At 58.9% G+C, this 17,586-nt stretch carries 15 protein-coding genes; 8 read left to right on the top strand and 7 right to left on the bottom strand.

Annotation, left to right across the window (positions count from 1 at the left end; genetic code table 11):
• Positions 1-59 precede the first annotated feature (59 nt).
• From secA to MRS74_RS18550, 3 genes are all read left to right on the top strand, one after another.
• Positions 60-2,825, top strand: a complete 2,766-nt coding sequence (gene secA, locus MRS74_RS18560; protein ID WP_306422012.1) for a preprotein translocase subunit SecA — start codon at positions 60-62, stop codon at positions 2,823-2,825.
• Positions 2,826-2,899: 74 nt separating this feature from the next.
• Entirely contained in the window at positions 2,900-4,114 is a 1,215-nt protein-coding gene (gene argJ / locus MRS74_RS18555; protein ID WP_254581769.1) for a bifunctional glutamate N-acetyltransferase/amino-acid acetyltransferase ArgJ, read from the top strand.
• A 67-nt stretch (positions 4,115-4,181) separates the two neighbouring features.
• On the top strand, positions 4,182-5,129 hold the full coding sequence (locus MRS74_RS18550; protein ID WP_254581768.1) for a Nudix family hydrolase: 948 nt from the start codon (positions 4,182-4,184) through the stop codon (positions 5,127-5,129).
• Positions 5,130-5,387: 258 nt separating this feature from the next.
• Here the strand turns inward: MRS74_RS18550 and yacG are convergent, their stop codons facing one another.
• The 5 genes from yacG to pilB all read right to left on the bottom strand — a co-directional run bounded on the left by yacG (position 5,388) and on the right by pilB (position 10,229).
• Complete coding sequence (gene yacG, locus MRS74_RS18545; protein ID WP_254581767.1) at positions 5,388-5,630, bottom strand: DNA gyrase inhibitor YacG; 243 nt, start codon at positions 5,628-5,630, stop codon at positions 5,388-5,390.
• Positions 5,627-6,235, bottom strand: coding sequence for a dephospho-CoA kinase (coaE, locus tag MRS74_RS18540; RefSeq protein WP_254581766.1), 609 nt, complete (start codon positions 6,233-6,235; stop codon positions 5,627-5,629). The genes yacG and coaE overlap by 4 nt, the downstream gene beginning before the upstream one ends.
• Before the next feature lie 38 nt (positions 6,236-6,273).
• Positions 6,274-7,137 carry a prepilin peptidase gene (locus MRS74_RS18535; protein WP_254581765.1) on the bottom strand — a complete coding sequence of 288 codons (864 nt, stop codon included), beginning with the start codon at positions 7,135-7,137 and terminating at the stop codon, positions 6,274-6,276.
• Positions 7,138-7,271: 134 nt separating this feature from the next.
• Complete coding sequence (locus MRS74_RS18530; protein WP_254581764.1) at positions 7,272-8,495, bottom strand: type II secretion system F family protein; 1,224 nt, start codon at positions 8,493-8,495, stop codon at positions 7,272-7,274.
• 24 nt (positions 8,496-8,519) lie between these two features.
• Positions 8,520-10,229, bottom strand: a complete 1,710-nt coding sequence (gene pilB / locus MRS74_RS18525) for a type IV-A pilus assembly ATPase PilB (protein WP_254581763.1) — start codon at positions 10,227-10,229, stop codon at positions 8,520-8,522.
• Positions 10,230-10,558: 329 nt separating this feature from the next.
• Here pilB and MRS74_RS18515 point away from each other — a divergent pair, with 329 nt between their 5' ends.
• Both MRS74_RS18515 and MRS74_RS18510 read left to right on the top strand, forming a co-directional pair.
• Positions 10,559-11,065 carry a pilin gene (locus MRS74_RS18515; RefSeq protein WP_306422011.1) on the top strand — a complete coding sequence of 169 codons (507 nt, stop codon included), beginning with the start codon at positions 10,559-10,561 and terminating at the stop codon, positions 11,063-11,065.
• Between the two features lie 350 nt (positions 11,066-11,415).
• The gene (locus MRS74_RS18510; RefSeq protein WP_254581762.1) at positions 11,416-11,760 is read left to right on the top strand and encodes a hypothetical protein; all 345 of its coding nucleotides are present in this window, start codon (positions 11,416-11,418) and stop codon (positions 11,758-11,760) included.
• 254 nt (positions 11,761-12,014) lie between these two features.
• Here MRS74_RS18510 and nadC read toward each other — a convergent pair whose 3' ends face one another.
• Positions 12,015-12,854 (bottom strand): carboxylating nicotinate-nucleotide diphosphorylase, encoded by an 840-nt coding sequence (gene nadC, locus MRS74_RS18505; protein ID WP_254581761.1) that lies wholly within the window; start codon positions 12,852-12,854, stop codon positions 12,015-12,017.
• 93 nt (positions 12,855-12,947) lie between these two features.
• Here nadC and ampD point away from each other — a divergent pair, with 93 nt between their 5' ends.
• From ampD to MRS74_RS18490, 3 genes are all read left to right on the top strand, one after another.
• The gene (ampD, locus tag MRS74_RS18500) at positions 12,948-13,532 is read left to right on the top strand and encodes a 1,6-anhydro-N-acetylmuramyl-L-alanine amidase AmpD (protein WP_254581760.1); all 585 of its coding nucleotides are present in this window, start codon (positions 12,948-12,950) and stop codon (positions 13,530-13,532) included.
• Complete coding sequence (locus MRS74_RS18495; protein WP_254581759.1) at positions 13,529-14,341, top strand: hypothetical protein; 813 nt, start codon at positions 13,529-13,531, stop codon at positions 14,339-14,341. The genes ampD and MRS74_RS18495 overlap by 4 nt, the downstream gene beginning before the upstream one ends.
• A 115-nt stretch (positions 14,342-14,456) precedes the next feature.
• Positions 14,457-15,503, top strand: coding sequence for an ABC transporter ATP-binding protein (locus MRS74_RS18490; RefSeq protein ID WP_254581758.1), 1,047 nt, complete (start codon positions 14,457-14,459; stop codon positions 15,501-15,503).
• 366 nt (positions 15,504-15,869) lie between these two features.
• Here the strand turns inward: MRS74_RS18490 and MRS74_RS18485 are convergent, their stop codons facing one another.
• Positions 15,870-17,561 (bottom strand): ABC transporter permease, encoded by a 1,692-nt coding sequence (locus tag MRS74_RS18485; RefSeq protein ID WP_254581757.1) that lies wholly within the window; start codon positions 17,559-17,561, stop codon positions 15,870-15,872.
• Between the last annotated feature and the right edge of the window lie 25 nt (positions 17,562-17,586).

Raw genomic sequence — 17,586 nt, 5'->3', positions numbered from 1 at the left:
GTCGTTTTTCGTGGCACGCGCGTAAAAGTCTTTGTATTCAACTGGTTGAAATTCGGATTATGCTGACATCACTATTGAAGAAGGTTTTCGGGAGCAAGAACGACCGGGAACTCAAGCGCATGGGCAAGATCGTCGAACAGATCAACGCGTTTGAGCCCGAAGTGGAACCGCTCAGTGACGAGGCGCTGCGGGACATGACCGTCGCTTTTCGCCAGCGGCTGGAGCAGGGCGAAAGCCTGGAACAGATACTGCCGCAGGCGTTTGCCGTGGTGCGGGAAGTCTCCAAGCGTACGCTCGGCCTGCGCCACTTCGATGTGCAGATGGTGGGTGGTATTGCGCTGCATGAAGGCAAGGTGGCCGAAATGCGCACTGGTGAGGGCAAGACGCTGGTGGCAACTCTGGCGGTCTACCTCAACGCCCTCGGCGGCAAAGGCGTGCACGTGGTTACGGTCAACGACTATCTGGCGCGTCGCGACGCCGACTGGATGCGTCCACTCTATGAAGGCCTGGGCCTGAGTGTCGGCGTGGTGCTGTCGGGACAGGACCAGCAGGTCAAGCGTGATGCCTACGCCAGCGACATTACCTACGGTACCAACAACGAATTCGGCTTTGACTACCTGCGCGATAATATGGCCTTCAGCCTGGCCGACAAGGCGCAGCGCGACTTCAACTTCGCCGTAGTCGATGAGGTCGATTCCATCCTGATCGACGAAGCCCGTACCCCGCTGATTATTTCCGGCCCCGCCGAAGACAGCTCGGCGATGTATCGCACCATCAATACTCTGATTCCCGAACTCAAGCGTTTTGAAGGCGAGATCGATCACAAGGATGATACTCAGGTCATCAACGAACACTTTGTCGTTGACGAGAAGAACCGCTCGGTGGAACTGACTGAAGCCGGTCATCAGCTGGTGGAGGACATCCTGGTCAGCAACAAGCTGCTGGGCGAAGGCGAGAGCCTCTATGCGCCTGGTAACCTGAGCCTGCTGCACCATGTGCTGGCGGCCCTGCGGGCGCACAACCTGTTCCAGCGCGACATCGATTACATTGTGCAGGACAATCAGGTGGTCATCGTCGATGAACACACCGGGCGTATTATGCCCGGACGGCGCTGGTCCGAAGGTCTGCACCAGGCGGTTGAAGCGAAGGAGGGGGTTCAGGTTCAGCTTGAAAGCCAGACCCTGGCGTCCACCACCTTCCAGAACTACTTCCGTCTGTACGGCAAGCTGTCCGGCATGACCGGCACCGCCGACACCGAAGCCTTCGAGCTGAACCAGATCTATGGTCTGGATGTGGTGGTCATTCCGACCAACCGCGCTGTTTCGCGTCTGGACCAGAACGATATCGTCTTCCTGACCATGGAAGAAAAATACGAAGCCATCATCGAGGAAATCAAGTCGTGCCAGGAAAAGGGCCAGCCCGTGCTGGTGGGTACGGCCTCGATCGAATCCTCCGAGCTGATCTCGGCCCTGCTCAACAAGCAGAACCTCAAGCACAGCGTGCTTAACGCCAAGAACCACGTCATGGAAGCGGGCATCATCGCCGATGCCGGTCGTCCGGGCGCGGTGACCATCGCCACCAACATGGCCGGCCGTGGTACCGACATCATGCTCGGCGGCAAGCTGGAGGCGGAAATAGACGCCCTGGATAACCCGTCGGACGAGCATCTGGTGGCGGTCAAGGCGGCCTGGCAGGAGCGTCACGACCAGGTGGTCGCAGCCGGTGGCCTGCATATTCTGGGTACAGAGCGGCATGAGTCGCGCCGTATCGACAACCAGCTGCGTGGCCGCGCTGGTCGTCAGGGTGACCCGGGTTCTTCGCGTTTCTTCCTGTCTCTGGAAGATGACCTGATGCGCATCTTCGCTTCCGAGCGCGTGCGCCAGTTCATGCAGGCGCTGGGGATGGAGCGCGGTGAGGCGATTGAGCACAAGATGGTCAGCAATGCCATCGAGAAGGCTCAGCGCAAGGTGGAAGGTCGCAACTTCGATATCCGCAAATCGCTGCTGGAATACGACGATGTGGCGAACGATCAGCGCAGCGTGATTTACCGTCAGCGTAACGAACTGATGGCCAGTGATGATATCTCCGATATCGTGACCGAAGTGCGGGCTGAGGTGGTCGACGGTGCCATCAGCGAATATATAGCACCGCAAAGCCTGGCCGAGCAGTGGGACGTCGAGGGGCTGGAAAAATCCCTGCAGGCCGAGTTCGCCATAGCGCTGCCGTTGCAGCAGTGGCTGGATGAAGACGATGGTCTGCACGAAGAAGGCCTGCGCGAGAAAATCATGAACGCCATCAGCGAAAGCTATGCGCAGAAGGAAGCTCTGGTGGGGGCCGAGGGCATGCGGACCTTCGAGAAACAGGTCATGCTGCAGGTGCTGGATACACTGTGGAAAGAGCATCTGCAGACCATGGATCAGCTGCGCCAGGGCATTCATCTGCGCGGTTACGCCCAGAAGAACCCCAAGCAGGAATACAAGCGCGAAGCCTTCCAGCTGTTCCAGGAGCTGCTTGAGCATATCAAACGCGACCTGATCAAGGTGCTGAGCCATGTACAGGTGCGTCAGCCTGAAGAAGTGGATGTGGTCGAGCAGCAGCGTCGCGAGCAGGCCCGGAATCAGCAGATGAACTACCAGCATGCCTCGAGCAGCGCCATGCAGGATGAGGCGCCGCAGCAGGACGACGCGGGCGAGGCGCATGCCGGGGTGGAAGAAGATGCCCAGGTTGAGACTTTTGTGCGCGAGGCGCCCAAGGTCGGGCGCAACGATCCCTGCCCCTGTGGTTCAGGCAAGAAATTCAAGCAGTGTCACGGTCAGTTGAGCTAAGCACCCGCAGGCGGTACCGGTAAAACAAGGTTTCCGGTGCTGCCCGTCTGGCGTCTATTGAGGATTAGGTGGTTATGGCTGTAGGTCCCGGAACTTTACCCAGGTTGCACCCCGTCAAGGGTATGCGTATTGGCACTGCGTCGGCAGGCATCAAGAAACCAGGCCGCAGGGATCTGGTATTGATGGAGCTGTGCGAGGGCGCCACTGTGGCGGGCGTCTTTACCCTCAACGCCTTTTGCGCAGCGCCGGTACAGATCGCCAAGCGCCATCTCGCCTGCGCCCCGCGTTATCTGCTGACCAATACAGGTAATGCCAATGCCGGCACCGGCAGCGAAGGCATGCAGGATGCAATGCGCTGCTGCGAAGCGCTGGCACAGCTGGTGTCTTTGCCGATCGAGCGTATCCTGCCGTTTTCCACCGGTGTCATCGGTGAAAAACTGCCGGTTGATAAGATCGAAAAGGCACTGCCGGCGGCTCTGGCTGCCCTGGACGAAAACGGCTGGGAAGACGCCGCCAGCGGCATCATGACCACCGATACCCGCCCAAAGGCGGCCTCGAGCCAGTTCGAGTTCGGCGGCAAGACCGTAACCCTGACAGGCATTTCCAAGGGTGCCGGCATGATCATGCCGAACATGGCCACCATGCTGGCCTATATAGGTACGGATGCCGCTGTTGCTGCGCCGCTGCTGCAGCGCATTCTTGGCGTAGCTGCGGACAAGTCGTTTAACCGCATCACCATTGATGGCGACACCTCGACCAACGACAGCTGCATGCTTATCGCCACCGGCCAGAGTGGCGTGGTAGTCGATGAGCAGGACGCAGATCTGCTGGCGCAGTTCACGGCGGCGGTGGAGTCGGTACTGCTGGCGCTGTCCCATGCCATAGTGCGCGATGGTGAGGGTGCGACCAAGTTTGTCACCGTGCAGGTTGAAGGGGCGCGCAGCAGCGCCGAAGCCCTGCAGACCGCCTACACCATTGCCCATTCGCCGCTGGTGAAAACCGCACTCTTTGCCAGCGACCCGAACTGGGGGCGTATTCTGGCGGCCGTCGGTCGTGCCGGTATCGAAGAGCTTGATCTGGATGCGCTGCGTCTGTATCTGGGCGATGTCTGCATCGTTGAGAATGGCGGCCGTTCACCGGGATATACCGAAGCTGCCGGACAGCGCGTCATGCAGCAGGAAGATATCCTTATTCGCGTGCTGCTGGCCCGTGGCGAGGCGACAGAAACTGTCTGGACGACGGACTTTTCTGAAGAATACGTGCGTATCAATGCGGACTACCGCAGCTAACTGACCGACGTGCGTCAGTTTGCCTGTTCTGGGCAAACTGGCGCGCGGGCATATCGAAGGCCCCAGCATGAGCAATACAGAACCACGTCTGATTCAGGTCGCTGCGGCGGTGATTCTGGATGGGGAACAGCGTATCCTGCTGGCCCGCCGGCCCGATGACAAGCATCAGGGCGGGCTTTGGGAGTTCCCCGGTGGCAAGGTTGAAGCGGGAGAGGCGGTAGCTGATGCACTGGATCGTGAACTCTACGAGGAGCTCGGCATTCGCGTGCGCAGCGCCCGCCCGCTGATTCAGATTCCGCACCACTACGCCGACAAGTCGGTGCTGCTGGATGTGTTTGTGGTGGATCGGTTTGATGGCCAGGCCCATGGTCGTGAAGGTCAGCCGGTGCGCTGGGTCAGTGCGCAGCAGTTGTCCGATTACAGCTTCCCCGCCGCCAACAGACCTATAGTGGCGGCTGCCCGGCTGCCGGCGCGCCTGCTGATTACCGGTGTTGCAATGGATGCTGCAGACTACCTGGCCCGCACAGAACGTGCGCTGGCCCAAGGGCTGCGCTGGGTCATGCTGCGAGCGCCTGAGCTGGCTGAGGCGGATTTCTGTGCCCTGTATCGGCAGTTGCTGCCACTCTGTGATGCTGCGGGTGCAACGCTGGGCGTGAATTGCGATCTGGCGCTGGCGAACCGCCTGGGCGCCAGAGCGTTGCACCTGAACCGCCATCGCCTGGCCCAACTGGGTGCGCGTGATGAGTTCCAGGGTGAGTGGCTCAGTGCATCCTGTCACGATGCCGCAGAGCTTGCGCGTGCGGCTGAGCTGCAGCTGGATTTCGTTACCCTGTCGCCGGTGACGCACACAGGTTCACATCCTGATACCCGGCCGCTCGGCTGGCAAGCCTTCGCTGCACTGTGCGCCGAAGCCACATTGCCGGTGTACGCCTTGGGCGGCATGCTGGACGATAACCTGCCGGGTGCCTGGGAGCATGGCGCCCAGGGTATCGCGGCTATCGGCGCCTGGTGGTAGCGGCAGGCACCCGCTTCCCGTACGTACTTCGATGGCACCGGGGTTGTTCACCCACGCAGGCGCTGCGTCCCGCAGCGAACAATCACGGCACAAAGCCAAAGTCTTAGCACCGGCGAAGTGTGCGGGTGCTAAGTGGTGAGTTGACTCTGAACAGGGCACAGGCTCACGCCGGCTCAATGCCGGGTTGGCGTTGCGGCTGGCGTTGCGATCAGCGCCCGCCCCCGTAACCCCCGACAGTTCTCTAACCTTTCAATGCGCTCAATGCCGCGTAGGTGTATGGGGACGCTCGTCATCATCCATGCCGGTACTGTAGTCGTCTTCCGAGGGCGCCGTGGGAATCCGGTATTCTTCGTTAGCCCAGGTACCAAGGTCGATCAGCTTGCAGCGCTCGCTGCAGAAGGGACGGTAGCTGTTTTCGGGGCTCCATACACTGGGCTTGCCGCACTGCGGGCACTTGATGGTCTTGGTCTTGCCGCTGGTTTTTGGCTGGCTAATTGTCATGAATCTCTCGAGTCTTGCACCCGCTGCAGCAAGGTCTTGTGGAGTTGCAGTGTGGCGGCGCGCAGGGATTGAAGGTTGCCCGAATTGTCGATGATGCTGTCGGCTCTGGCAAGCCTTGACTGGCGATCCATTTGCGCCGCCATGATGCGCTTCACCTGATCCGTGCTGTTCTGATCCCGCTCGGTGGTTCGTTGCAGCTGAATCTCTTCCGGTACATCCACTACTACAACGTAATCCACCAGCTTGTGCTGGTCTGTCTCCAGCAGCAGCGGCGATACCAGCAGGCTGTAGGCTGATGTTGCCCCCTGCAACGATGTCTGAATGCGTTGGCGAATCAGCGGGTGGAGCAGGGACTCCAGCCAGAGACGCGCCTCGGGCGTGGCAAAGACGATCTGGCGCAGGCCGGCACGATCCAGGGCGCCATCAGGCTGCAGTATCTCAACGCCAAAGCGCTCGACGATCTTCCCCAGAGCAGGTTCTCCCGGCGCAACGACATCCCGCGCTACCTGGTCAGCATCAATAGCGACAATGCCCTGCTCCTGTAGCAGCCTGGCGACAGCGCTTTTGCCGCTGCCAATGCCGCCGGTCAGGCCTGCAACGAACATGCTTGCTGCCTCCTGTTGTGCCCGGTAAAGGTCATTGCTCAGAACCTGAACAGTTGCAGGTAGGCTTCGGTGATCGGGCGGCCCCAAATGATGGCGACCCAGCCGGCAATCGCGAGGTAGGGGCCAAACGGCAGGGGGTTGGCCATCTGGTGCTTGCGCAGCAGCAGCAGCACCATGGCCAGCAGGATGCCCACCACAGACGACACCAGGATGATCAGCGGCAGCTGCTCCACGCCGCACCAGGCGCCCAGCGCCGCCAGCAGCTTGAAGTCGCCGTAGCCCATGCCCTCCTTGCCGGTAATAAGCTTGAACAGCCAGTAGATGGACCAGAGCGCGAGGTAGCCGATCACCGCACCCCAGAGGGCCGACTCCAGTGTAGTGAAGAGCGTAAAGCTGTTGAGGATAAGCCCCAGCCAGATAAGTGGCAGGGTGATGCGATCCGGCAGCAGCTGGTGATCAATATCGATGAAGGTCAGGGTGATCAGGGCCCAGCTTAGTGCCACCAGGCTGAAGCCGACGGAATTAAAGCCGAAGTGCCAGAGCACAAAGGTGCTGACCAGGGCTGTAAGCAGTTCGACCACCGGGTAGCGTACCGATATGGGGGCCGAGCAGGCCGAACATTTGCCCAGCAGTGCCATATAGCTGATCAGCGGAATGTTTTCGTACCAGCGAATCCGGTGCTGGCAATGGGGGCAGCGTGATGCCGGTACGGCCAGGTTGAAGGCCTCGCGGGCCGGCTCCTCGCTGAAGTCGGCACCTGCCGTCATTGCCTGCCATTCGCGCTCCATCATCAGGGGCAGGCGATGGATAACAACATTGAGGAAGCTGCCGACCAGCAGCGCTACAACAAAGGAAAAAGCGATCGCAATCAGCGGGGCGTCTGCCATAAATTCGAAATACATGTATCGATTCAGTTTGGGGCCTAGATTGTTGGATGCGGACACTAGGGTGCGGTCCGTTGTGGGAGCCCGGTCTGTGGGCGAACCCGGAGGTGCCGGACGCTTTATTCGCCCACAGAGTGGGCTCCCACCTGTTTTTAACCCACCACGTTGCCCAGCTGGAATATGGGCAGATACATAGCAACAACCAGGCCGCCCACCAGGGTGCCCAGTACGACCATGATCATGGGTTCCATCAGGCTGGAGAGAGAGTCTACCGCATCGTCTACCTCCCGCTCGTAAAATTCAGCGACCTTGTCGAGCATCATCTCGAGGGAGCCCGCTTCTTCACCGATGCCGATCATCTGGATGGTCATGTTGGGGAAGACGCCGGTCATCTCTATCGCATTCTTCAGTGACTGGCCGGTTGAAACGCCGTTGCGGATCTGGATGATGGCATTGCGATAGACCACGTTGCCCACGGCGCCTGCGGCCGAGTCGAGCGCCTCGACCAGTGGCACACCGGCGGAGAAGGTGGTTGCCAGGGTACGGGCGAAGCGGGCGATGGCCGCCTTGTGCAAAATGGTTCCCAGTACCGGAATTTTCAGCACTGTACGGTCGATAAAATCACGAAATTTCTGTGATTTTCGGTGAGTACTCTGGAACAGGTAACCAAAGAGTGCAATTCCCAGCAGAACCACGAACCACCATTTCTGCGCCCCCTCCGACAGTGTGACTACAAAGCGGGTAAAGGCTGGCAGGTCGGCACCAAAACTCGTGAACAGCTCTTCGAATACCGGTACCACCTTGACCAGCAGGATGGCGGTGACGATGATGCCGACCACTACGACCGCTATCGGATAGGTCATGGCCTTGCGGATTTTGGCTTTCAGGGCCTCGATTTTTTCCTTGTAGGTGGCAATGCGATCCAGCATGGCATCCAGGGCACCGGATTGCTCACCGGCCTTGATCAGGTTGCAGTAGAGGTTGTCAAAGAATATCGGAAACTTGGAGAGCGCGGTTGAAAAGTCCGAGCCGCCGCTGACATCGTTGCGAATGTCATAGAGCATTTTTTTCATTTTGTCTTTTTCAGAGCCACCGGCCACAATTTCCAGGGATTGCAGCAGCGGCACACCGGATTTAAGCATGGTGGCCATCTGGCGTGTAAAGAATGCAATATCCAGCGGCTTGATGGCTTTGCTGCGGTTGCTGAATATGGAAATGCTTTCTTTGCCGACCTTTTTGGGCGTAATGCCCTGGCGACGCAATTGAGCCCGTGCGGTGGCGACATTGGCAGCATCGAGCTTGCCTTTGGTGACGTTGCCGCTCTTGTCTCGCCCCTGCCAGACAAATGTCTGCAATTTGACTTGTTTCGTGGCCATGGTAATCCCTGTAATAACTTAGGCTCAGGTAACGATAACCCGGTTCATTTCTTCCAGGCTGGTGAGGCCCTTGGCTACCTTGATCAGGCCGGATAGTCGCAGGGTGCGAAAACCTTCGGCCTGGGCCACCCGGAGAATATCGAGAGAGTTGCCGTTGTTCATGATGACGTTGGCAACTTCGCTACTCATCGGCAGCATTTCGTAAATCCCGACACGGCCCTTGTAGCCCCGGTTGCATTTGGAGCAGCCCTCGGCGTTGGCTTCAAACAGTGTAGTTGTTTCCAGTTGCTCGGCGGTAAAGCCTTCTTCCAGCAGCGCGGCCTGTGGAATGTCCGCCGGTCGCTTGCAGGATTCGCACAGTCGCCGCGCCAGTCGCTGGGCAATGATCAGCGTGACAGAGGTTGCGATGTTGAACGCAGGCACGCCCATGTTGCGCAGGCGCGTCAGGGTTTCGGGTGAACTGTTGGTGTGCAGGGTGGAGAGTACCATGTGGCCCGTTTGGGCGGCCTTGATGCCAATCTCGGCGGTTTCCAGGTCGCGAATCTCGCCGACCATGACCACATCAGGGTCCTGGCGCAAAAAGGCGCGCAGTGCTTCGGCAAAGGTGAGGCCAACCTTGGTATTTACATGAACCTGGTTGATGCCCTCCATATTGATTTCCACCGGATCTTCGGCGGTGGAGATGTTGCGCTCTTCGTCATTCAGAATATTCAGGCCGGTATAAAGTGTGACCGTCTTGCCGCTGCCGGTGGGGCCCGTTACCAGGATCATGCCCTGGGGCCTGGACAGCGTTGCCAGGAATATTTCTTTCTGATCAGGCTCGAAACCCAGTGCATCGACGCCCATCTTGGCACTGGCGGGATCCAGGATACGCAGTACGATTTTTTCCCCCCACAGGGTCGGCAGGCTGTTGACGCGAAAGTCGATGGCGCGCTTGGCCGAAATCTTCATCTTGATGCGGCCATCCTGGGGCATGCGGCGCTCGGAAATGTCCATGCGGGACATGACCTTCAAACGTGCCGCCAGGCGGGGCGCGAGGTTGGCCGGGGGTTTGGCAACTTCCTGCAGGATGCCGTCGATGCGGCTGCGGATACGGTAGTTTTTCTCGTAGGGCTCGAAGTGAATATCGGATGCGCCATTCTTGATGGCATCCAGCAGAATCTTGTTAACAAAGCGCACGATGGGGGCATCGTTGGCGGCCTCTTCCGCCGTTTCGGCAGCGTCAACTTCCTGGCCGCCGCCCACATCCAGGTGGTCGAGGTCGGAGTCGGCCAGATCATCCAGCGCGCTGTGCTGGTTGTCGAGAAAGGCATCAATCAGGCGGCGCAGCTTGTCTTCCTCGACAATCACGCCTTCGGTGGTAGTGCCTGTATGAAATTTAATCTCATCCAGCGCCTGGATATTGGTGGGGTCGGCGATGGCGATAAAGAGCCGGTTTTCGCGTTTCATCAGCGGCAGCGCATGGTGCTTGCTGATCAGGGCTTCGGACACCAGGCCCTGGGGCAGGGCTTCGCGGGCAATGACATCCAGATCAAGCAGCGGCAAACCGAACTCGTCGGACGCGGCACAGGCCGCCCTGTGGGCACTTACCAGGCGCTGCTCAATAATATGGCTGATAAAGGGTTTCTGCGCGGCCCTTGCCTGGGCAATCGCATCGACCGCGACTTCGGCGGAGAATACACCGTCATTTACCAGTCGCTTGGCGAGACCGCTGAGAGGTTGAAAAGCGTTCACCTTGACTCCCTAGTACCTGCTGACTAGCTGACCAGTCCGTTATTGAGCACGATCAGGATGTAACATAGCACTTGCGTGACTCTTTGAAAATGCAGACTATACTTGTTCCCAGATCACTGTACTGTAACAGATATGATACGATCTGAGAGTACGCTGTCGGTGGTCTGGGGCTTGGAGGCGCTCGGGGTAGCTCGGGTTGGAAATATGGTCTCAGGCCCTTGCAATGCTGGGTCAGGTGGATGGGTCGCGCAGTCGGTTGGATCGGGATGCAATATGTATCTTGGGTCGCGGCAGTCGATCGAAATGGAAACTCGCTGGAGAAAAACATAATGAACAGATCGATCAAAATGGTGCAAAAGGGTTTTACCCTGATTGAGTTGATGATCGTGGTTGCGATCATCGGCATCCTGGCGGCGCTGGCAATCCCGGCCTACCAGGACTACGTGGCACGAAGCCAGGCGTCTGAAGCGCTGACGATTACGGATGGATTGAAAGTTTCGGCGCAGGAGTACTATGCGTCTAATGGTATTTGCCCGGACAACACAACCGCAGCGTCTGCAACAGAAGCAGCAATTGACCTGAACACCAACCTGAATGGTAGTTATGTTTCACAGGTGGATGTAGAAGAGTCGGCCTCTGCCGGGATCTGCATATTCACCGCGACCTATCTCGCTACTGGTGTCGCAGCTAAAATAGCCGGCGAAACTTTGATTGTAGCTGGGGATATGAATGCTGGCAGTGAAGTGGATTGGCGCTGCGACGATTCTCTTATTCCTGAAGCATCAACACTTCTTGCTGCAAACCCTGAGGTAGCCCCCAGCGCCTGCAGGCCGTAACGACGCATTTAGTTTATGGGGTTGATCCCACCCAAGAACCCCGGCATCGTCCGGGGTTCTTCGTTTTTACTGTACCGGCCGCTCCACTTAAAATGTTGAGATGCGGATCTTCACTTCACTTCACTTCACTTCACTTCAATGCCATACATTATTGTTGCTGGGCAGTCAGCTTGCATCTGAGTCAGCACGGCAATCGCCGCTCTGCCTGTTTATCAGCTAATCACGTTTATTTTTATATCCCGCCGCTCTTCCTGAGTTGTACCATGGGCTCCAGTGCTGTCTGGATCCACCTGAGTTGTCCACCAAGGTATAATTTCTTCCTTTTCAAATTGAGTTCAGACTCTGGCGTTATGAAAAGAATAATTCTGCTTGTACTTATAGCGTTGTCTGTCGGCGTAACCCTGTACCTTAACCGGCAGGCTGAACCCGTGCCCGAGTCAGTACGCCTTGCACTGGAAGCGCAGCTGACCGAGGATCTCCGGTTTCCTGCGCGCCCGGTCTGGTGGCAGGATGGGGCCATACTGGCGGTGGGCATGACAGCGGACGGTCAGCCCAAAGACGGCGCGGCGGCCGATGTTTGCGGGCTGCTGCGGCGCCAGGGAATTACCGATACCTCGGTGGAAGTCTACGATCTGGACAAGATCCGCCAGAGCGAGCAATGGGACCTGATTGGCAGGGCGTCTTGCAAGCCGTAAGCACCTGGCGCGGTTGATTTGGCAGTCCGTAGGTTGGGTTAGCGCAGCGTAACCCAACGCCCTGCGGCGACTTGCCATCCCCATCATGTCGGGTTGCGCCCTGCGGGCTAACCCGACCTACGGGCTAATTCGATATCGAGAGTGGTTGAAATCGTACCAGCGTAAATATAAAAAAGGGCCTGCTTTTAGCAGGCCCTTTTTTATATTCTTATGCGGTCTGGAGTAAACAGCTTTATATTTAAAATCCGGTTGATTTAAATCAACCGCAGCGACAGATCCACCGCCTGGCAGTGCTTGGTCAGGGCGCCGATGGATATGTAATCGACGCCGGTTGCGGCGATGGCGTACAGGGTATCTTCGTTGATGCCGCCGGAGGCTTCGAGTTTGGCGCGGCCTGCGGTGGTTTTTACCGCCGTGCGCATGTCTTCGAGGCTGAAGTTGTCCAGCATCACTATATCGGCGGAGGCAGCCAGCGCCTCTTCCAACTGTGCCAGGTTCTCCACTTCCAGCTCAACCGGCTTGCCCGGCTCATTCTGTTTTGCGGTCTGGATGGCGGCAGCGATGCCGCCGCAGGCCAGAATGTGGTTTTCCTTGATCAGGAAAGCGTCGTACAGGCCGATACGGTGATTAAAACAGCCACCGCAGGTAACGGCGTATTTCTGCGCCCTGCGCAGGCCCGGCAGGGTCTTGCGGGTATCCAGCAGGCGCACGCCTGTGTCCTTTACGAGGTCTGCATAGTGGCGGCTGATGGTGGCGGTGCCGGACAGTGTCTGCAGGAAGTTCAGCGCCGCACGCTCGGCCGTCAGCAGTGAGCGGGCCTTGCCTCTGGCCTCGAACAGCAGCTGATCAGGTACCACGGCCTGTTCATCGTGCACATGCCAGGTTAGCTGAACCTCGGGGTCGACCTGTCGGAATACCTCATTAACCCAGTCTGTGCCACAGACGATGGCGCTCTGGCGGGTGATGACCCGGGCATGACCCGACTGGGTTAGCGGGATCAGTTGTGCCGTGATGTCGCCGTCGCCGATATCTTCGGCTAGGGCAATGGCGACGCTTTGGCGGATGGTGTCTTTCAGGTCATGTTCGGTCAGCATAGGTGTTTGATCTGCAACAGCAATAGAAAGTCGAGTGGTGCTAAACTAGGCAGAATTCTAGCCCAATCCGGATGCTGCTAATAGGGGTAATTGATGGCAACAGCGCAGCCGCAGCCTGCAGGGCTGCTCTTGAACGCACGTTTTGTGGCGAGCCCGAATCATAATGCGCGCCCCGCAGGGGCTGAGGTGACGCTGCTGGTCATCCACAATATCAGCCTGCCGCCGGGGCAGTTTGGCACGGGCTGTGTCGAGCAGTTTTTCTGTAACCGGCTTGACTGGCAGGCCCACCCGTACTTTCTGGGTATCGAGGGCATGGAGGTCTCGGCCCATCTGCTGATCGAGCGCAGCGGTGCCCTGATTCAGTTTGTGCCACTGCATCAGCGCGCCTGGCACGCCGGGCGCTCCTGCTTTGAGGGCCAGGAAAACTGTAATGATTATTCCATCGGCATCGAGCTGGAGGGCACCGACGATCAGCCATACAGCGATGCCCAGTATGAGTCTCTGGTGCAGGTCACGCTGCAGTTGCAGCAACGCTTTGCGCAACTGGCAAACGAGCGCATTGTGGGGCATTCCGATATAGCGCCCGGGCGCAAGACGGACCCAGGGCCTGCATTTGACTGGGCCCGATTTCGCACGCAGTTGCTGGATGCGCAGCTGCGACAAGGAGCGCGTCGATGAAGTTTCTGGCGCTTCTGGGCGCGCTATTCTTCAGCCGGTTGCTGTTCCGGCCCCACAGCCAGCCTTACCAGCCGGCCGCAGCTTCCAGCCGGGATCGGGTGATTGTCTGGCTGTTCCTGTCCCTGTGTCTTGAGGCACTGCTGCTGTTCAGCCTGGAGTTTGCCTATGGGGTGCCGGTACTGCTGCTGGAAACAGCGCTTTTGAGTTACTGGCTGGGGCGTTCGACGCCTGGCAACCTGTTGCAGGAGTACGCAGATCTCTGGGCGCGGGGCCATTACCGTGCAGCTTCAGCCCATGCCGCGGAACAGATCCGCTTTCACGAACATGCCGGGTCTGAACGGCCGCTACGTCTGCATTACCGACTCTGCCAGTGTTACCTGCAGCAGCTGCTGCTGACGCTTTTTGTACCGCTGTTCTGGTTCTGGCTGGCTGGTATTCCCGGCCTGTTGCTGGCGGTGCTGGTACAGCCACAGCTCGAAACAATCAGGCCCGCCTCGCTGGCCTACTGGGTGCAGTGGCTGCCGGTCCGGCTGCTAGGGTTTAGTTTCTTCATCGTGGGCAGTGGAAACGGCGCCTGGTTTGCGCTGTCGCGCCTGTCGCATAGACGCAATGATATTCAATGGCTGTTCCGGGTTGGGCTTGGCGCCATTGGCGACTATGCGGGCAGTCGCGATCTTGCCGGCAACCTGGCGCAGCGGGGGGCCGAGGAAATGGACGCGCTGCAGCGTCTGGTGGCCCGGGCACTGGTACTTTGGCTGCTGATAATTGCGGCGCTTGCCATGGCAGGGTTCGAAACCGGGCTGTATTGAGAATTGTTTTCATTTATCATTTGCGGGCAAAATTTTGAATGCCCGGTTTTTCGGCGATCTTTGTAATGCCCGCAAGCACCGAGCCTGTTTGAAACCCGAACCAATATGGATTTGCATGAGTCAGTTGCTGGAAGTCGAATCGGTCAGTTGTGCCTATCAGGACAACGTCGTGGTCAGGGATCTGTCCTTCGAGGTGGCTGCCGGCGAGATCGCCTGCCTGCTGGGCCCCAGTGGTTGCGGCAAGACGACGGTGTTGCGGGCGTTGGCCGGTTTTAACCGGCTGCGCTCGGGGTGCATCCGGATTGATGGCGTGCCTGTTTCTACAGCGGACTATGTGCTGGAGCCGGAAAAGCGCCAGATGGGCATGGTGTTTCAGGACTACGCGCTCTTTCCGCATCTGAATGTGCTTGAGAATATCAGCTTTGGGCTGGTCTTGGCGTCGCGGGCAGAGAAGGCGCGCATCGTCGCCGAAGCGCTGGAGCTGGTGCAATTGCCGGATCTATCCAGGCGCTACCCGCACGAGCTTTCCGGTGGGCAGCAGCAGCGTGTCGCCCTGGCCCGGGCGCTGGCGCCACGGCCACAGTTGCTGCTCATGGATGAGCCTTTTTCAAATCTCGATACGGAGCTGCGCAAGCAGCTGTCGCTGGAGGTGCGCAATATTCTGAAGCAGCAGAATATTGCGGCCATCGTTGTGACCCATGACCAGGAAGAGGCGTTCGCCATCAGCGACAAGCTGGGCATTCTGGCGGACGGCGAGCTGCAGCAGTGGGGGCGTGCCGAAACGCTGTACTATGAGCCGGTGAATCCGCTGGTGGCGGGCTTTGTCGGCAAGGGCAGCCTGTTCGCTGGCGTGTGCGAGAGCGCCACCTGCGTGCGCACCGAGCTTGGGCTGCTGGAGTTCGCAGAACCCTTCTGTTCACCCGATGGCAGCCCTGTACAGCTGTTTGTCCGTCCGGCCGACATAAGGCCGGCGTCGGAAGGCACGGTAGAGGCGCGGGTGCTGACACGGGAGTTTCTTGGCGGCATGACCCTGTATACGCTGGAGTTGCCGAACGGACGCAGGGTCGAATCCGAGGTGCGCGAGAAATTGGACTATGCGGTGGGTGAGCAGGTGCATCTGCAGGTGTCGGTACACCGCCCGATCGCCTTTTTTGGCCTTTGATCGTTGATCGGGCGCCAGGCGCCTAATGCGTTACTGATTTAATTCTTACGATTTAATATCTTTTTATAGCCCCGTAGGGGGCCAAATTTAACCGGTAGGAGTCGCGCCCCGCGACGAAGGCCCCGCGCAAATGCTTGGTGCCCAGCCTCGCCCTCAAAAGCTTCGCAGCGGGGCGCCGCTCCCACGAGCCCCAAGGTGTCGCAGGGTGCCCGCTTGCCGGCTTTTTAAATCTTGCACCTTGCCGCTGCTCCCCACCACCCTGTAGCTGTGCTTCTTTACCTATCGACTGTCATATTAAAAAGCAAGAGCTGGATCGGTAGCTGATGCCGGTACGCATTACGCATCACGTTCTTGGTTCTTTAGGCTCTATGCCTCGCCTTGGCGTCGGCTGGCCGTGATTGAACGGCTCAGCAGTATCACCGGCAAGACTCCGACCAGTACGATCAGCAGCGCTGCAAGGGCGCTGCGTTCTAGCATTTCGTCGGACGCGAACTGATATACAAAGGTCGCCAGCGTATCGTAGTTGAACGGGCGCAGAATCAGCGTTGCCGGCAGTTCCTTCATGCAATCCACAAACACCACCAGCAAAGCCGTCATCAGGCCGCCGCGGATCAGCGGCAGGTGTACCTTCAGCAATGTCCCGCACGCACTCTGGCCGAGTGAGCGGGATGCCATGTCCATGGACGGGGTTACCTTGCTGAGCGAGCTGTCCACCGCGCCGTTGGAGACCGCCAGAAAACGCACCACATAGGCGAAGATAATGGCGAAGGTAGTGCCGCTGAGCAGCAGGCCGGTGGAGATATCAAAGGTGCGGCGCATGAAGTCGTCCACAGCGTTGTCAAAGGCCGCCAGCGGAATAATCACACCCAGCGCCAGTACGGCCCCCGGCATGGCGTAGCCCAGGCTAGAAAAGCGCACGGCGAACAACAGGGCGCGCCTTTCGCTGTACAGGCGCTTGGCATAGGCCAGCACCACGGCCAGCACGATCGACAGCACGGCGGCGCTCAGCGAGAGGGTAAAACTGTGGCTGGCATAGCTGAGGAAGTCCTCGGACCAGAGCTGGTCGAGGTAACCGCTGGCATACCAGCTAAGCAGTGCGAAGGGCACGATAAAGCCGCACAGTACCGGCAGCAGGCAGAAGATGCTGGCGGCCAGTGCGCCGGCGCCCTGCAGGCGGGCAGGCTTGAGGGTGCTGAAGCGGTCAGCGCTGTGAAACTGGCGCTGCTGGGCCCGCGCCATGCGCTCAAGGGTGATCAGCAAAACCACGAATATCAGCATCAGGCTGGCAATCTGGGCCGCTCCGCCCAGGTTACTCATGTTCAGCCAGGTGTCGTAAATGCCGGCCGTCAGGCTCTTGACGGCAAAAAAGTCCACGGTGCCAAAGTCATTAATGGTTTCCATGGCCACCAGTGAGACGCCCACGGCAATCGCCGGGCGCGCGATGGGCAGGGATACGCGGTAAAAACTCTGCCAGGCATTGCAGCCCAGCAATCGACTGGCATCGCGCAGGCTGACGGACTGTTCCAGAAAAGCGGCGCGGGTGAGCAGGTAAATATAGGGGTAGAGCACCAGGGAAAGCATCAGGATAGCGCCGCCGAGGCTGCGTATCTCCGGAAACCAGTAGTCCTGTGCGCTCTGCCAGCCAAACAGCGCCCGCAGTGCGCCCTGCACGGGGCCTGCGAATTCGAGCAGGTCGGTATAGACGTAGGCAATAACGTAGGCGGGTACTGCAAAAGGCAGCAGTAATGCCCATTCAAATAAACGCTTGCCGGGGAAGCTGTACAAGGTAACCAGCCAGGCGCTGCCAACGCCTGCGAGAATGGACAGCAGTGCGACCCCGATGATCAGTTCCAGGGTGGTAATGACGTAGACCGGCAGCACCGTGCTGGCCAGGTGCAGCCAGATGTTTTCGTCCGGGAAGAGCGCCAGATAGAACACCGCCAGCACCGGCAGCGCCACCAGCAGCGCTATGCCCCAGGCCGCCGAGTACCATCCGGCAAGGCGCGGACGGGGCTGGCGTGTGGGGCTGTACGCCAGGGCGGCGGTGCCTGCTTTCATCGATATTCTTCCTGATCCAGAAACG

Origin of the sequence: Marinobacterium sedimentorum (assembly GCF_024267675.1) — a bacterium.
GTDB classification, from domain to species: Bacteria; Pseudomonadota; Gammaproteobacteria; order Pseudomonadales; family Balneatricaceae; genus Marinobacterium_A; species Marinobacterium_A sedimentorum.
Note: the sequence above shows the minus strand (reverse complement) of the source record. Positions and strands in the feature narration are given on the sequence as shown.

Bases quoted from the DNA above. Each gene is read 5' to 3' on its own strand.
- secA (WP_306422012.1), top strand. From the start codon at position 60: ATGCTGACATCACTATTGAAGAAGGTTTTCGGGAGCAAGAACGACCGG.
- argJ (WP_254581769.1), top strand. From the start codon at position 2,900: ATGGCTGTAGGTCCCGGAACTTTACCCAGGTTGCACCCCGTCAAGGGT.
- MRS74_RS18550 (WP_254581768.1), top strand. From the start codon at position 4,182: ATGAGCAATACAGAACCACGTCTGATTCAGGTCGCTGCGGCGGTGATT.
- yacG (WP_254581767.1), bottom strand. From the start codon at position 5,630: ATGACAATTAGCCAGCCAAAAACCAGCGGCAAGACCAAGACCATCAAG.
- coaE (WP_254581766.1), bottom strand. From the start codon at position 6,235: ATGTTCGTTGCAGGCCTGACCGGCGGCATTGGCAGCGGCAAAAGCGCT.
- MRS74_RS18535 (WP_254581765.1), bottom strand. From the start codon at position 7,137: ATGTATTTCGAATTTATGGCAGACGCCCCGCTGATTGCGATCGCTTTT.
- MRS74_RS18530 (WP_254581764.1), bottom strand. From the start codon at position 8,495: ATGGCCACGAAACAAGTCAAATTGCAGACATTTGTCTGGCAGGGGCGA.
- MRS74_RS18515 (WP_306422011.1), top strand. From the start codon at position 10,559: ATGAACAGATCGATCAAAATGGTGCAAAAGGGTTTTACCCTGATTGAG.
- MRS74_RS18510 (WP_254581762.1), top strand. From the start codon at position 11,416: ATGAAAAGAATAATTCTGCTTGTACTTATAGCGTTGTCTGTCGGCGTA.
- nadC (WP_254581761.1), bottom strand. From the start codon at position 12,854: ATGCTGACCGAACATGACCTGAAAGACACCATCCGCCAAAGCGTCGCC.
- ampD (WP_254581760.1), top strand. From the start codon at position 12,948: ATGGCAACAGCGCAGCCGCAGCCTGCAGGGCTGCTCTTGAACGCACGT.
- MRS74_RS18495 (WP_254581759.1), top strand. From the start codon at position 13,529: ATGAAGTTTCTGGCGCTTCTGGGCGCGCTATTCTTCAGCCGGTTGCTG.
- MRS74_RS18490 (WP_254581758.1), top strand. From the start codon at position 14,457: ATGAGTCAGTTGCTGGAAGTCGAATCGGTCAGTTGTGCCTATCAGGAC.
- MRS74_RS18485 (WP_254581757.1), bottom strand. From the start codon at position 17,561: ATGAAAGCAGGCACCGCCGCCCTGGCGTACAGCCCCACACGCCAGCCC.